The following is a 14835-nucleotide window of genomic DNA, read 5'->3' on the forward strand; positions in this document are numbered from 1 at the left end:
GGGCCGCCGAGTGCGCACGGGCACTCCGCGGAGACGATATGGTTTTCCCGTGGCCCGGAGCACGTAGCCTGGGGTTCACGCGGAAGTGGCTCAGTGGTAGAGCATCACCTTGCCAAGGTGAGGGTCGCGGGTTCGAATCCCGTCTTCCGCTCGGAGTGTGACTCCTGGTGGAGTGGCCGAGAGGCGAGGCAGCGGCCTGCAAAGCCGTCTACACGGGTTCAAATCCCGTCTCCACCTCGCTGAACGGCGGACCCGCCAGGATCCGCTAAAGTAAAGGCAACGCCATGCGGAAGTGGCTCAGTGGTAGAGCATCACCTTGCCAAGGTGAGGGTCGCGGGTTCGAATCCCGTCTTCCGCTCTGAGTTCCAACTCAATACGGACGATTAGCTCAGCGGGAGAGCGCTTCCCTGACACGGAAGAGGTCACTGGTTCAATCCCAGTATCGTCCACCCTCATCGAAAGGCCCCGCCGACCGCGGGGCCTTTCGGCGTTCCGCGCCTCAGTGTCGATTTTCGCCGCACCATCTGGGCGATTTGTCGGGTCATGAGAAGTTTTGATGTCCCTTTGCGCATGCGCCGTCGCTCTCCGGGTAGCGCCGTGGCACTCCCCGGAGGAGGAAAACGTGGACATCAACATAGGCCAGGGCCTCACCGACGCCTGGCGATCAATTGCGACGTTCGTGCCGAGGCTGGTCGCGTTCGTGGTCATCCTCATCATCGGATACCTCATCGCCAAGGCCTTGGAGAAGGTGGTCGACAAGATCCTGCAACGGGTCGGCTTCGACCGCGCGGTGGAGCGCAGCGGCGTGCGCCGCTGGCTGGAACGCAGCAAGTACGACGCCAGCAGCCTGCTGGGCAGGATCGTCTTCTACGCCATCGTGCTGGTCACCCTGCAGATAGCCTTCAGCGTCTTCGGGCCGAACCCGATCTCGGCGCTGCTCACCGGCGTGGTCGCGTGGCTGCCCAGGGCACTGGTCGCCATCGTGATCATCGTGGTGGCGGGCGCGATCGCCAAGGCCGTACGGGACATACTCAACGGGGCGCTCGGCGGGCTGTCGTACGGCGGCTGGATCGCCACCGCGGCCGCCGTGTTCATCTGGGCGCTCGGCATCATCGCCGCGCTCAACCAGATCGGCGTGGCCACCACGGTCACCACCCCGGTGCTGATCACCGTGCTCGGGACGATCGGCGCCATTCTCGCCATCGGCATCGGCGGCGGCCTGATCCGGCCGATGCAGCAGCGCTGGGAGCGCTGGCTGAGCCGGATGGAGTCCGAGGCTCCGCAGGCCAGGGCGCACGCCGAGGCCTACCAGCGCGGGCGGCGGGACGCCGCCGCCATGAGCGGCGAGGAGACCGCGCCCATCGGCGCGGCACCGGGCGCGACGGCCGCCGGCCGGCCGGGCACGCCCCAGGGCGGGACGTCCGCGTCTCAGGGCGGGATGTCTCAGCCTCCGGGCGGGACGTCCGCGCCTCCGAGCGGGATGTCTCCGCCTCCGGGCGGGATGTCCCCGCCTCCTGGCGGCAGGCCCCGGCCTCCGGGGCCGCACCGCTCCGACATGCCTCCGGACTGACCTCTCCGAGAACGGCCCGCCGCCCGGCACCGCCCACCCGCCCGGAGCGACGGGCGCATCCCGCCGGCCGGCCGCCGCTGTGGACCAGCACGCGGCCGGCCGGCGGGAACCCCGGGCAGGACGTTCAGGCGGGGAGCTCGTCGCCCAGGAAGCCGTGCTCGCGGGCGAGCCAGCAGACCGCCGTCAGCCGGAGCGACGGCTCGTCCAGCTCTCCGGTGAACACCCAGCCGCGATGGCGCAGCTCGTCGACGAAGCCGAGCAGGTAGTCGCCCAGCGTCTCACGGTCGATGGGGATCGCCTCCCGCAGCTCGGCCGCGTGCTGGTCCACGGCGGCGACCAGTCCGGGCTCGGTGCCCAGGCGGGCGAGCTGGGAGTCGCCCAGCGCGTTCATCAGCCAACGAAGGGGCGAAGACGCCCAATTATCCCCAAAGACCACCAAAACACCTTAAAGCACGTTTAGGCGTGAGTCATCGGGGAACGGCAGCCCGACGTAGTTCTCCGCGAGCGTCGTCGCCGCCGCCTCGGACGAGGTGACGTAGTCCAGGTAGGAGAGCTGGAGCCGCCGCCCGTAGGCGTCCTCGTCCTCGAACGTGTGCAGCAGCGTCGTCATCCACCACGAGAAGTGCTGCGCCCGCCACACCCGCTTCAGGCACGCCTCCGAGTAGCCGTCCAGCAGGGCGGTCGAGCCGTCGGCGAAGTACGCGGCCAGCGCCTCGGTCAGCACCCGCACGTCGGCCACCGCCAGGTTGAGCCCCTTGGCCCCGGTCGGCGGCACAATGTGGGCGGCGTCCCCGGCCAGGTAGAGCCGGCCGTACTGCATGGGCTCGGTCACGAACGAGCGCATCGGCGTGACGCCCTTCTCCGTGATCCGGCCGGTGGTGAGCGTGAAGCCCGGCACGCTCTCCAGCCGGACCCGCAGCTCGTCCCAGATCCGCTCGTCCGGCCAGTCCTCCACCCGCGTGTCGGCGGGGACCTGGAGATAGAAGCGGCTGACCGTGGGCGAGCGCATGCTGTGCAGCGCGAAGCCGCGGTCGGTCCTGGCGTAGATCAGCTCCTCGGACGAGGGCGCGACGTCGGCCAGGATGCCCAGCCAGGCGAACGGATACTCCCGCTCGAAGACGGTCAGGACGCCCTCGGGGACCGAATGCCGGGACACGCCGTGGAAGCCGTCGCAGCCCGCGATGACGTCGCAGTCCAGCCGCTCCCCGTCGCCGAAGGTGATGTACGGCTCGGACTCCAGCGAGTGCGGCACCACGTTGTCGACCTCGAAGCGCACGTCTCCCCCGGCCGCCAGCCGCGCCGCGATGAGGTCCTTGACGACCTCCTGCTGCCCGTAGACGGTGATCGCGCGGCCGGGCACCAGCTTCTCGAAGGCGATGCGGTGGCCGGCGCCGCCGTACCGCAGCTCGATGCCGTGGTGCGGCAGGCCCTCGCGCTGCATCCGCTCCCCGACGCCGGCCTCGATGAGGGTGTCCACGGTGCCCTGCTCCAAGACGCCGGCCCGTACCCGCCGCTCGACGTAGTCGCGGCTGCGCCGCTCCAGCACCACGGAGGAGATGCCCCGCAGGTGGAGCAGATGAGACAGCAGCAGGCCCGCCGGGCCCGCGCCGATGATCCCGACCTGAGTTCGCATGACCGAAGCATGCTGCCTCGTCCCCCTTCGGGGGGAGGGTCGGCTTCCGTCCAGTGGAATCCTGATGCAGGATTTACCCCATGGCAGGAGGATCCAGGGAGCCGGGCCGGACCGTGACGTCCAAGGTGCTGGCCCTGCTCGGGGCGTTCGACGCCGCGCACCCCCAGCTCACGCTCACGGAGCTGGCCCGGCGCGCCGGCGTCCCGCTGAGCACCGCGCACCGGCTGGTCGCCGAGCTGGAGGAGTGGCAGGCGCTGGCCCGCGACCCCGACGGGCGGCTGCGCGTGGGGCTGCGGCTGTGGGAGCTCGGTCAGCTCGCCCCCGGCCGGCTGGTGGCGCTCGCGCATCCGTGGTTGCAGGAGCTGTTCGGCACCACCGGCGAGAACGTGCACCTCGCCGTCCGCGACGGCATGGAGGTGCTGTACGTGGACAAGGTGTACGGCCGCCGCGCCGTCCCCATCGTCTCCAGGACCGGCGGCCGGCTGCCCATGCACCCGACCGGCGTCGGCCGGGCGCTGCTGGCCCATGAGCCCGACTGGTTCGTCACGTCGTACCTGGCCCGCACGCTCGAACGGCCCACTCCGCACACGATCACCGAGCCGGGGCGGCTGGCCAGGGAGCTCGCCGCGGTGCGGGCGCAGGGGTACGCGCTCACCTACGAGGAGATGACGCTCGGCTCCTGCTCGGCCGCCGCGCCCGTCCTGGTGGACGGGCGGGCCATGGCCGCGCTCGGCATCGTGCTGTCCTCGCGCCGCGCCCGCGAGCTGCCCCGGCTGGTCGAGCCGCTGCTGCGCGTCGCGGGACGGATCGGCCGCGCCTTCGCCGACCCTCCGGCCGCCGGCGAGCGGCCGGGCCCCTGAGCGTGGTGGCGGTGTTTTCTACCCCTGACGTGCGAAGACATGTCAGACCAGGGCAATCGGGGGTAGTGGGGGCCGCATGCGGATTCTGGTCACGGGAGCGACGGGCATGCTGGGCAGGGCCCTGGTGCCCGCACTGGTGAAGGCGGGTCACCAGGTACGGGCGCTGAGCCGTACCAGGAGGGAGAGCCGCGGCAACGTCGAGTGGGTGTGGGGCGACCTGTTCTCCGGGCACGGCGTCCCGGAGGCCCTGGCCGGCGTGGACGCGGTCGCGCACCTGGCCACCAGCGGCCGCAGAGGGCGCGGCGCGGCCGACATCCCGGGCACCCGCCGGCTCGTCGCAGCCGCCCGCGAGGCCGGGGTCGGGCATCTGCTGCTCACCTCGATGGTCGGCGCCGATCGGGCTCCGGTCGGCTATCTCGGGTACAAACTGGAGGCCGAACGCCTGGTCGCCGCCGGCGGCCTCGGCTGGACCGTGCTCCGCAGCACCCCGTTCCAGCAGTGGCTGCACCGGCGGTTGCGCGACTACGCCGCGCTGCCGGTGCTGCCCGTGGATCCGACCGTGCTCATGCAGCCGGTGCACACGGGCGAGGTCGCGGCACGGGCGGCCGAGCTCATCGGCGGCGAACCGCTCGGGACGGCGGTCGAGTTCGGCGGGCCGGAAGTGCTCGACCATGCCCTGCTGGCCCGTACCTGGTGCCGTCTGCGCGGGCTGCGCCGGCTCTGCCTGCCGATGCGTTTCCCCGGCCGGCTGTACGCGGCCCAGCGCGCCGGCGAGCTGACCACGGACGCGACGCCCAGCGGCACGATCACCTGGGACGACTACCTGTCGCCGCCCGCGACGGCCCGCGCCGCCCGCTGGGGCGGCTCGGCCGCCTTCCCCGACTCCGACGACTTCGCCTCCGAGCACACCGCCTCCCCCACCAGCCCGGCCACGCAGCCGGAGCAGGACCCGGACGTGCACGTGTACGGCGGCGACGACGGCTACGAACGTCCCACCCGCGGCTGACGCGATCTTTTCTGACACTTTGGGCCTTGCGTCAGGGGCGGCGTCAACTTATGCTGCGCCGCAAATTAGGAAACTTTCCTAACCCTGAAGATTAGGAGTCGTACGTGAGGCGAAGTGCATGGGCGAGCATCCTGACCGTCGTGGCCGCGATGGCGTTACCGCTGGTCGCGCCGTCCGGCGCGGGCGCGGCCACGGCGCGGCAGGCGGCGGCCGACCCCCTGGTGTCACAGGGCAAGGCCGTGACGGCCTCCTCGACCGAGGCCGCCGGCCTGGAGCCGGGCAAGGCGGTCGACGGCAACCCGGCCACCCGCTGGGCCAGCGCCGAAGGGGTGGATCCGCAGTGGATCCGGGTGGACCTCGGCTCCGCGCACAACCTCTCCCGGGTCCGGCTGACCTGGGAGGTCGCCCACGCCACCGCGTACCGGGTGCAGACCTCGTCCGACGGCTCCACCTGGAGCGACGTCTACTCCACCACGAGCGGCGACGGCGCGGTCGACGACCTCACGATCAGCGGCGCCGGCCGCTACGTCCGGGTGTACGGCACCCAGCGCGGCACCCCCTACGGCTACTCCCTGTGGGAGCTGGAGGTCTACGGAACCCCTGCGAGCAGCGGCGGTGGCACCCCCGTCCAGGCCAACGGCCAGCTCCGCGTGTGCGGCGTCAAGCTCTGCAACCAGAACGGCAAGCAGATCCAGCTCCGCGGCATGAGCAGCCACGGCATCCAGTGGTACAGCCAGTGCCTCAACACCGCCTCACTCGACGCGCTGGCCACCGACTGGAAGGCCGACGTCCTGCGCATCTCGATGTACATCCAGGAGGACGGCTACGAGACCAACCCCCGGCTGTTCACCGACCGCGTCCACTCCCTGATCGAGATGGCCACCGCCCGCGGCATGTACGCCATCGTCGACTGGCACATGCTCGACCCCGGTGACCCGATGTACAACCTCGGCCGGGCCAAGACGTTCTTCACCGAGATCGCCCAGCGGCACGACAACAAGAAGAACATCCTGTACGAGATCGCCAACGAGCCCAACGGCGACGCCGTCACCTGGTCCGTCATCCGCGACTACGCGCACCAGCTCATCCCGGTGATCCGGCAGCACGACCCCGACGCCCCGATCCTGGTCGGCACCCGCGCGTGGTCGTCGCTCGGCGTCTCCGCCGGCGCCGACGAGACCGAGATCGTGAACAACCCGGTCAACGCCGCCAACATCATGTACACGTTCCACTTCTACGCGGCCTCGCACGGCACCGCCTACCTGAACACCCTGTCCAGGGCCGCCGACCAGCTGCCGATCTTCGTGACCGAGTTCGGCACCCAGAGCGCGTCCGGCGACGGGGCCAACAACTTCACCAGGTCGCAGCAGTATCTCGACCTGCTGGCCCAGAAGAAGATCAGCTGGGTGAACTGGAACTTCTCCGACGACTTCCGCACGGGCGCCGTCTTCACCCCCGGGACCTGCCCGAACGGCTCGTTCGCCGGCACGGGCCGGCTGAAGGAGGCCGGCGTCTGGATCCGCGACCGCATCCGCACCGCCGACGACTTCTGACGCCCAGGAGTGCGCGGCGAGGGCGTCCCGCACCCGCACGCGGGACGCCCTCAGCCACGCGAGGGACGCCCGCAGCCACACCCGGGACGCCCGCGACCGTACTCGGGACGCCTTCAACCGCACGGGCGACGGCCTCAACCGCCCCCGCTCGTGCGGCCCCAAGGGTCGTAGTCGACCTCCAGGGGCTCCTGCTCCGGCCGCTCCCCCTCGGGCACGTTGTGCAGGTTGACCCGGATCCGATACCAGACGCTGCTGCGCCCGCGCATGCCGTCGACCAGCACATCGGCGGGCTCCAGCCGGGCCGCCGCCTCCGGATGCCTGGCCTTCCAGCGTTCGAGACCGGCCAGGGCCTCGTCCTTGTGCTCGGCCCGCGCGATCTCGATGACCGGCTTCGTCTGCTGCCTGCGCCCCTCGCCCTTGGGCGGCTTGGGCGCGGGCCCCAGCTCCTCGGCCAGCTCCAGCAGCCCGTCGAGGGTGCCCGGGTGCAGGTCGAGGTCCTCCCAGGGGTCGCCGCGCTCGACCAGCCGCCTGGGCACGGTCTCGATCGTGAACAGCTCCGGCCGGCAGTCCGGCACCTCGTCCCAGGTCAGGGGCGTGGACACGCGTGCGTCGGCCACGGCACGCACCGAGTAGGCGGAGGCCACGGTGCGGTCGTAGGCGTTCTGGTTGAAGTCGACGAACACGCCGTGCCGCTCCTCCTTCCACCAGCGGCTCGTGGCCAGGTCGGGGGCGCGCCGCTCGACCTCCCGGGCCACCGTCTCGGCCGCCTTGCGGACCTTTGCGAACGGCCAGCGCCGCTCGATCCTGGCGTAGACGTGGAAGCCACGCGATCCGGACGTCTTCGGCCAGGCCACGAGCCCGTGGTCGGCCAGCACCTCACGCGCCACCTCGGCGGTCCGCAGCACGTCCGACCACGGCACGCCGGGCACGGGGTCGAGGTCGATGCGCAGCTCGTCGGGGCGGGACAGGTCGTCGGCGCGTACGGGATGGGGGTTGAGATCGACGCAGCCGAGGTTGACCACCCACAGCACCTGCGCCAGGTCGGTGCAGACGACCTCCTCCGCGCTCAGCCCCGAACGGTACTTCAGCGCGGCCACCTCGATCCAGTCGGGCCGCTTGGCCGGCGCCCGTTTCTGGAAGAACGCCTCCTCCTCGATGCCGTGCACGAACCGCTTGAGCACCATCGGCCGCCCGTGCACGCCCCGCAGCGCCGCCTCGCCGACGGCCTGGTAGTAGCGGATCAGGTCGAGCTTGGTGTGCCCGCTCCGCGGGAAGACCACCTTGTCGGGGCTGGTGATGCGCACTTCGCGGCCGGCAACCTCGATCTCAGGCATGACCTCACGATACGTTCCGCCTCCGACAATCAGCGGCCCCGCGTGCCGTGTCAGCAGCGCCCGTTTCAGAAGCGCCGTTCTTATGGCCGTTCTCAGAAGCGCCGTTCTCAGAAGCGGCCGTGACGGCCCGCGCCCCCGGCGAAGCGCGCCGCGCCGTCCCTGGCACCGGGCAGCGATCTCAGCCCATGCCGCAACTCGTTACGCATGGCCTCCGCCTCACCGAGCCCCTCCTGCTCCAGCACCGAAAGTCGGTCACCGCGCAGGCACGCCTGCGGAAAACGGGCGATCTCACGAGCCAGCTCCTCGGCACACGACCGGCTCTCACCTCGCGGGACGACCCGATTGGCCAGCCCTATCTCGTACGCCTCCCGCGCCCCCACCGGCCGCCCGGTGAGGATCATGTCCATGGCGCGGGACGTACCGACGAGCCTCGGCAGCCGCACCGTGCCACCGTCGACGAGCGGCACACCCCACCTGCGGCAGAACACCCCGAACACCGCGTCCTCCTCGGCCACCCGCAGATCGCACCACAGGGCCAGCTCAAGCCCGCCCGCCACCGCGTGACCGGCGACAGCGGCGATGACGGGCTTGCCCAGCCGCATCCTGGTAGGCCCCATAGGCCCGTCGCCCTCCTCACCGACGCGATTGTCCAGCGATTTGAGATCCGCACCCGCGCAGAACGTCCCTCCCTCGCCCCACAACACCGCCACGTCGGCATCGGACTCCTCGAACCCGCGAAAGGCGTCCGCGAGCGCGCCGGCGGTCTCGCGATCGACGGCGTTACGCGCCTCCGGCCGACTGATCACCACAGTGGTGACCGACCCCTGGCGCTCCACACGTACGGTCATCAGACCCTCCTCACATAAGTTGTGGTTACGTATCGTGTTTGTTATGTCACAATGAGTCCATGCCATCCCCCCCACACGACGCACTCACCCAGATGTTCACCGAACAGCCAGAGTTGGCGGTGCAGATCCTGCGCGACCACATGGGCGTTCCCCTCCCCGACACGCCCTTGGTCCGCCAGGAGGAGCGCACCTTCAACACCCGGTCCTCGGACGACTTCGACGCCGATGTGGTCCTCAGTCTGGGGCCGCACACCTCTCCCCTGCACGCCGTCATCATCGAAGTCCAGCAGGACAAATCCAAGGAACCGAAACAGCTCTCCCGGTACGCCGCCGCATTGTGGTTGCTCATGAAGTGCGACGTGACGGTCCTGATCGTCTGCCCCGACCGCGCCGCGGCCAAGTACTACGCGCAGCCGATCGACAGCGGGCTGACCGGCTACCGACTCCAGGCCCAGGTGCTGGGACCTGACGACATTCCGGTCATCACCGACGCCACGCAGGCCGCCGCCAACATGGCACTGGCGGTCATGTCGGTGATGGTGCACGGCAAGCAGCGGAAGGTGGTGGAGGCGTTCACGACCGCGCTGAACGACTCGGCCACTGATTACGCTACGAAGTACACTGAATACGCGTACAGCATGTCCTCGTTCGAGATCCGATGCCTGCTGGAGGAACTCATGGCGTCCACGTCCTGGCCGGTGTACAGCCCCTTCGCCCGCGAGCACTACGGCCGCGGCCTCGAAGAAGGCAAGGTGGAAGGCCGGGCGGAAGGCCAGGCCGAGGGCAAGGCTCGGGAGGCGGCGAAGCTGGTGCTGTTGTTCCTCTCCGCGCGAGGGCTCGACGTCACCGACGATGTCCGTATCCGCATCACCGACTGCACCGACGTCGAGACGCTCGAAGCCTGGGCCGTGCGCGCCGCCACCGTACAGACGGCCGACGAGTTGTTCGACGAGTCCGGCCAGTAGCTTCCTCCGTCAGAAGGGTCGGCTCGTCCTCGGGCCGGCCCAGAGGCGGTGCGGTCCCGGAGTGTTTCGGCCGGGACCGGCACATTCGCCCGTCAGCAGGTGAAGGCTCCCGCGACCAGTGCGTCATAGGGGTCCTCGGCGGGGGCGTCGAGGCCGCGCAGGGGGCCGTGGTCGGCCAGGTGGGCGTCGGCGTACAGGCGGGCGACCAGCGACTTGCGGCCGTCGTCCAGGCCCCAGCCGGCCTGTTCCTCCAGCAGGGCGGCGGCGTAGACGTCGGCCATGAACTGCGCCAGCGGGTACAGCCGGGCCTCGGCCACGGCGGGCTCCAGGGCGGCCCAGGCGGTGATCGCCTTGGTGAGGTCGTCGATGCGGGTGTGCACCAGGTCGGAGGTGGCGGCGGCTCGCAGGCGGTCGAGGAAGGGCAGGTGGGCCTGTTCCTTGGCCATGGCGCGGCGTACGTCCAGGCAGAGGATGTGGTCGCCGCCTTCCCAGATCGGGTTGACCTGGGCGTCGCGCAGCAGGCGGGCGACCGGCCACTGCTCGATGTAGCCGTTGCCGCCGTGCACCTCGACGGCGTCGCTCGCGGCGGTGAGGCCGAGGCGGGAGGCGCGCAGCTTGATCAGGGCGGGGGCGAGCCGCAGGCGGGGTCCGAGGTGGCCGTCGAAGACGAGTGCCTGCGCGGCTTCCACCTCGACGACGAGTTCGGCCAGCTTGCGGCGCATCAGCGGCTGCTCGGCGAGCGGGCGGCCGAACGCCTCGCGGGCGCGGGCGTAGCAGATCGACTCGACCAGCGCCCGGCGGGCCACGCCGAGGCCCATCATGGCGACGCCGAGCCGTGAGCCGTTGGTGAGCTTCATCATGGTGCCGAGCCCGGAGCCCGAGCCGCCCGACGTGGCCGCGTCCTGTGCGCGGCCGTCGCCGTCCGGGCGGTCCATGAGCAGGAACGCCTCCGCGTCCGCGAACTCGACCTCGCCCGACGCCACCGACCGGGTGCCGAGCTTGTCCTTGAGCCGCCGGATGCGTACGCCGTTGCGGCTGCCGTCCCGCCGCTCCCACAGCACGAGGAACGGCGCCACCGTTCCTTCGGGCAGCCGGGCGAGCACCACGAACGCCGAGCCGTTGGCGTTGGAGGCGAACCACTTGAAGCCGGTCAGCAGCCAGGCGTCGCCGGCGGGGACGGCCGCGGCCTCCAGGGCGGCGAGGTCGGAGCCGCCGGTCCGCTCGGTGAGCATCTGGGCGGCTTCGCCGGAGTAGTAGCCGTTGGCGAAGATCTCCCGTACGCGGTCGCGGACGTCCTGGGGGGCGTGCTTCTCGGCGAGCTGCACCACCATGTCGCCGCCCGTGCCGAGCGCGCAGCCCATCCCGATGTCGGCCTGGTCGAGCAGGTACGTCCACGCGGCGGCGAGCGCGGACGGGTTCGCCCCGTTGGCCCTGGCCTGCTGGGCGAAGGCGGGCGAGGTGAAGTTGTCGGCCATGAGCGCCTGCCGGGCGGCGTGGAACGACGGCGGCATGACGACCTCGCTGACGTCCCTGCCCCACTTGTCGTACTTCTCCAGGCGCGGCGGGTTGCGGTCGGTCTCCTCCGCCCAGGCGGCGACAGGGCCGCCCATGAGCGCGCCGAGCCGGTCGAGGTGCGGCTCGGCCCAGGCGTAGCCGTCGCCCAGGTGGCGTCGCATGAGCAGGTGCAGCGTGGGATCGCAGGCCCACCAGTTGCGCCCGGCCGCGCCCTGGTAGCGCTCGGTCGCGTAACGGTCGCTGCGGTCGAAGGGTTCGATGAGATAGCGCCCCATATCTGCGAGTGTTACATATACTCGACACGCGATGGAAGAGCGTAATACGTTGAGCGCCCGCTCGGCCGTGCTGAGCGCGCTGCTGGGCAGCCATCCCCCGCGCCTGCCGGCCCGGCACCTCGTCCGCATCGGCGCGCTGTTCGGGGTCGCGGAGGGCACCGTACGGGTGGCGCTGTCCCGCATGGTGGCGGCGGGCGACCTCGTGCAGGAGAACGGCTTCTACACGCTCTCGCCACGGCTGATCGAGCGGCAGGCCCGCCAGGACGAGAGCCGCGACCCCCACATCAGGCCCTGGGACGGCACGTGGGAGGTGGCGGTGGTCACCGCCGAGCGGCGCGCCCCCGCCGACCGGGCCGCGCTGCGGCACGCGATGACCACGCTGCGCCTGGCCGAGCTGCGCGAGGGCACCTGGATGCGGCCGGCCAACCTGGTGCGTTCCGGCTGGCCGGAGGTCGTCACGGCCCAGTGCACGCTCATCGACGGACGTCCGCACGGCGATCCCACTCCCCTGCTGTGGGATCTCGACGGCTGGGCGGCCGAGGCCCGCCGTCTGGAGGGGGCGCTGGAGCGGGCGGACGGGCTGGCGGAGGGCTTCCTGGTGTCGGCCGCGGTGCTGCGCCACCTGCTGGCCGATCCGCTGCTGCCGCCGGAGCTGCTGCCGGCGGGCTGGCCGGGCGCGGAGCTGCGGGCCCGCTACGACGCCTTCGACGCCCGCTACCGCGAGGTCCTGCTCCGGCACCTCGTCGGCTGAGCCCGCCTCACCGCCGGGTCACAGGGTGACGGCGAAGACGACGCGCTTGCCCTTGAACTCCGTGAGGCTCCACAGCCTGCCGTCCTGCACCGTGAGGTCCTCGGGGCCGATGGGGAACGGCCTGGTCTGGAACTTGCCGGCGCGGTGCACCAGCAGCTTGCCGTTGCGGGCCGAGCCGCCCGTCTGGCTGAGGTACCAGGTGTCGCCCTGGGAGAGCGCGCCCTGGATCTTGGGCTGGCCCATGACGTACGCCTCGGCGGGCTCGCCGCCCGAGAAGGGCAGGTTCCAGCGGGCCACCCGGCCGCCGGGGTCGTTCTCGCGGTACTCGCCGGTGATCAGTTTGCCGGCGCCGCCGCTGCGGTCGAGCGCGACGAAGGAGAAGACCGGGCCGGGGGTCGCGAGCCGCCACATGTCGGTCTGCGGGATGACGTAGCGGTAGCCGAAGGCGTGGAACCTGCCGCCCTGCCGGCCGATGCGGTCGGCGTCGCCGAGGTCGTTCTGGGCGGTGCGCAGGTCGAGGATGCGGCGCAGGTCGAACACGCGCAGGCCGCGCGTCGTGTCGGCCACGTAGAGCAGGTCGCCGTCGATGGCGATGCCGCCCGCGTGGATGTTGATCGGCCCGTACGAGCCGTCCGGCTTGGCCAGCACGAGCAGCGCGTGCCGGTACTTCAGCGTCCGCGGGCTCAGGAACGACACCCGGATGCCGCGTTCGCCGGCCGTCGGCTTGAAGTACCAGCTCACGACGAGCGTGGGCACGCCGATCGCGCCGGAGTCCGTGCTGCCGGTGATCCCCTGCGGGTACCAGTCGACGGTGTCCTGGTCGCCGGCGTCGAAGGCGTACCATTCGGCCGGTCTCGGCTGCATCGGGCCGAGGGCGGCGGTCGCTCCCCTGCGTGCCGCCGCCCGGTTGGCCTGGGCCAGCACCGCCTCGACGGCGGTGGCGCCGATCTCCTCGGCCAGTTTGGCCGCTCCGTCCGCGAGGTCCCCCGTCGCCCTTTTCAGGACGAAAGGTGATTTATCGGTTACTACCATCCCCGTCACCGACATAACTTCCTTCCTTTTCCGTCCTTTTACCCAGTGTGACGGAAACGAAAGGGGGATGGTTGTGACTCAACGCCACATATGCACCGGCAGTCCCGACAGGGCCAGCTCACGATAACGGCGGACCAGCTCCTCGACGTCGCCGCCGAGACGCTCCAGCGTCTCGCGCTGCCACACCGCGCCCGTACGGCGCAGCCGCGTACGCTGCTCCATGATCTCCAGGGCGTGATCGGCGTCGCTGGGGGCCACCCCCGCGCCCAGCAGCCCTTCGCGCGCCTCGGGCAGCAGCCGGAGAATGAGGTCGGCGGCCTCGTGCTCGCCGTCCCAGCCCGGCCAGGACAGCTTGGCGTCCAGCCCGTGCATGGCGGCGCGGTAGAAGTTCTGGTACGCCTCGGCGAAGCGGTAGCCGGTCAGGTCCCGTTCGGCCTGCGAGAGCGTGAGCCCGATCAGGAACGCGGTGTTCGCGGCCATGTCCGCGCACGAGGGCCCGGCGGGCAGCGCCCGCATCTCGATGCGCAGGTGGCCGCCGTCGGCCGGGTCGTAGACGGGCCGGTTCCACTGCCAGATGGTGCCCTGGTGCAGCCGCAGCTCGGGCACGTCGTGGGGCCCGGCGTCGTCGACGAGGTCGGGCACGATGGGCTCGTAGTCGGCGACGTACCGCTCGAACAGCTCGATCGCGCCCTCGCGCACCCAGTCGGAGCCGAACGTGACCCGCCCGTCCCGCCGTTCGAGCCGCGCCACGTCGCGGTCGTCGGCGGCCTCCTCCATCAGCGCGATGCGGGTCTCCTCCCACTTGCGGGGGCCGAGGAAGATCGGCGAGTTGCCGCAGGCCGCCAGCACCGGCCCGATGGCGAGCTGGGCGGCGTTGAACAGCCGGGCGAAGCGCTCCGGCGGGGTGCGGATGTGCACCTGCCAGGAGGTGTTGGCGCTCTCCAGGATGACGTCCTCGACCGACAGCTCCAGATCGTCGATCTTGACGAGGAACGGCTCCAGCCGCAGCCGCCGCAGGCCCCTGCTCATGGCCCGGTAGCGGTTCTGGTCGCTCATCGCGCCGACCGTGAAGTCCTCGGTCCGCAGCGTGGGCAGGATGCCGATGGGCAGCGCGCCACCGCCCTCGACCGCCGCGTCCACCTTGGTCACGGTGTCGTGGATCTCGGCGCCCAGCAGCTCGAAGGGCTTGCCCTCCAGCGTCGTGGGGGTCAGGTTCACCTCGAGGTTGTAGCGGCCGAGCTCCAGCACCACGCGGGGGTCGCCGAGGGTCTCACGCACGTCGCTGTTGCGCGGGAGGGGCCGGCCCCGGTCGTCGACGAGGAACAGCTCCAGCTCCGCGCCGATCGTCACCGGCCCCTGACCGAAGCCGGGGGTGTCGAGCAGCTCGCGCAACGTGCCGAGCTGCTCGCGGATGCGCTCTCCGAAGCGGAGGAACTCGTCCTCCGAGAAGCGCTCCTTGTCCAAGTCTTGTCCCATCAGCTCTAACTGTCCCG

At 71.0% G+C, this 14835-nt stretch carries 13 protein-coding genes and 4 tRNA genes; 10 read left to right on the forward strand and 7 right to left on the reverse strand.

From position 1 onward, the window contains the following. The first annotated feature begins 79 nt into the window (after positions 1 to 79). The 5 genes from ABD292_RS26385 to ABD292_RS26405 all read left to right on the forward strand — a co-directional run bounded on the left by ABD292_RS26385 (position 80) and on the right by ABD292_RS26405 (position 1570). Positions 80 to 151: transfer RNA gene (locus ABD292_RS26385), tRNA-Gly, on the forward strand. Positions 152 to 166: 15 nt separating this feature from the next. Continuing rightward, positions 167 to 237 (forward strand) — tRNA-Cys (locus ABD292_RS26390). A gap of 49 nt (positions 238 to 286) precedes the next feature. Continuing rightward, positions 287 to 358: transfer RNA gene (locus ABD292_RS26395), tRNA-Gly, on the forward strand. 19 nt (positions 359 to 377) lie between these two features. Further along, positions 378 to 449 (forward strand) — tRNA-Val (locus ABD292_RS26400). 173 nt (positions 450 to 622) lie between these two features. Continuing rightward, positions 623 to 1570: a mechanosensitive ion channel family protein gene (locus ABD292_RS26405; RefSeq protein ID WP_425565165.1), complete on the forward strand. Its 948-nt coding sequence runs from the start codon at positions 623 to 625 to the stop codon at positions 1568 to 1570. A 124-nt stretch (positions 1571 to 1694) separates the two neighbouring features. Here the strand turns inward: ABD292_RS26405 and ABD292_RS26410 are convergent, their stop codons facing one another. Further along, positions 1695 to 1961 (reverse strand): DUF6401 family natural product biosynthesis protein, encoded by a 267-nt coding sequence (locus ABD292_RS26410; protein WP_344211779.1) that lies wholly within the window; start codon positions 1959 to 1961, stop codon positions 1695 to 1697. 54 nt (positions 1962 to 2015) lie between these two features. Beyond that, entirely contained in the window at positions 2016 to 3203 is a 1188-nt protein-coding gene (gene pobA, locus ABD292_RS26415; RefSeq protein WP_344211781.1) for a 4-hydroxybenzoate 3-monooxygenase, read from the reverse strand. An 80-nt stretch (positions 3204 to 3283) separates the two neighbouring features. Here pobA and ABD292_RS26420 point away from each other — a divergent pair, with 80 nt between their 5' ends. From ABD292_RS26420 to ABD292_RS26430, 3 genes are all read left to right on the forward strand, one after another. Beyond that, a complete protein-coding gene (locus ABD292_RS26420; protein WP_344211783.1) occupies positions 3284 to 4063 on the forward strand; it encodes an IclR family transcriptional regulator in 780 nt (259 codons plus the stop codon). Positions 4064 to 4139: 76 nt separating this feature from the next. Then, positions 4140 to 5069, forward strand: a complete 930-nt coding sequence (locus ABD292_RS26425; RefSeq protein ID WP_344211785.1) for an SDR family oxidoreductase — start codon at positions 4140 to 4142, stop codon at positions 5067 to 5069. A gap of 104 nt (positions 5070 to 5173) precedes the next feature. Then, positions 5174 to 6622 (forward strand): cellulase family glycosylhydrolase, encoded by a 1449-nt coding sequence (locus tag ABD292_RS26430; protein WP_344211787.1) that lies wholly within the window; start codon positions 5174 to 5176, stop codon positions 6620 to 6622. A 134-nt stretch (positions 6623 to 6756) separates the two neighbouring features. Here the strand turns inward: ABD292_RS26430 and ligD are convergent, their stop codons facing one another. Continuing rightward, positions 6757 to 7956, reverse strand: coding sequence for a non-homologous end-joining DNA ligase (gene ligD, locus ABD292_RS26435; RefSeq protein ID WP_344211789.1), 1200 nt, complete (start codon positions 7954 to 7956; stop codon positions 6757 to 6759). A 107-nt stretch (positions 7957 to 8063) separates the two neighbouring features. After that, complete coding sequence (locus ABD292_RS26440) at positions 8064 to 8804, reverse strand: crotonase/enoyl-CoA hydratase family protein (RefSeq protein WP_344211791.1); 741 nt, start codon at positions 8802 to 8804, stop codon at positions 8064 to 8066. A gap of 92 nt (positions 8805 to 8896) precedes the next feature. Between ABD292_RS26440 and ABD292_RS26445 the strand changes: the two genes are divergently transcribed. Then, the gene (locus tag ABD292_RS26445; protein ID WP_344211793.1) at positions 8897 to 9769 is read left to right on the forward strand and encodes an RpnC/YadD family protein; all 873 of its coding nucleotides are present in this window, start codon (positions 8897 to 8899) and stop codon (positions 9767 to 9769) included. A 92-nt stretch (positions 9770 to 9861) separates the two neighbouring features. Here the strand turns inward: ABD292_RS26445 and ABD292_RS26450 are convergent, their stop codons facing one another. Then, the gene (locus ABD292_RS26450) at positions 9862 to 11559 is read right to left on the reverse strand and encodes an acyl-CoA dehydrogenase family protein (RefSeq protein ID WP_344211797.1); all 1698 of its coding nucleotides are present in this window, start codon (positions 11557 to 11559) and stop codon (positions 9862 to 9864) included. 31 nt (positions 11560 to 11590) lie between these two features. Here ABD292_RS26450 and ABD292_RS26455 point away from each other — a divergent pair, with 31 nt between their 5' ends. Beyond that, positions 11591 to 12310, forward strand: coding sequence for a PaaX family transcriptional regulator C-terminal domain-containing protein (locus ABD292_RS26455; protein WP_344211798.1), 720 nt, complete (start codon positions 11591 to 11593; stop codon positions 12308 to 12310). 18 nt (positions 12311 to 12328) lie between these two features. On the opposite strand, the gene ABD292_RS26460 is transcribed toward ABD292_RS26455, so the two are convergent. Both ABD292_RS26460 and ABD292_RS26465 read right to left on the reverse strand, forming a co-directional pair. Continuing rightward, positions 12329 to 13342, reverse strand: coding sequence for a hypothetical protein (locus ABD292_RS26460; protein WP_344211799.1), 1014 nt, complete (start codon positions 13340 to 13342; stop codon positions 12329 to 12331). A gap of 78 nt (positions 13343 to 13420) precedes the next feature. Then, positions 13421 to 14818: a glutamate-cysteine ligase family protein gene (locus ABD292_RS26465; protein ID WP_344211801.1), complete on the reverse strand. Its 1398-nt coding sequence runs from the start codon at positions 14816 to 14818 to the stop codon at positions 13421 to 13423. Positions 14819 to 14835 lie beyond the last annotated feature (17 nt).

The sequence above is a fragment of the Nonomuraea bangladeshensis genome (assembly GCF_039529455.1).
Taxonomy (GTDB): domain Bacteria; phylum Actinomycetota; class Actinomycetes; order Streptosporangiales; family Streptosporangiaceae; genus Nonomuraea; species Nonomuraea bangladeshensis.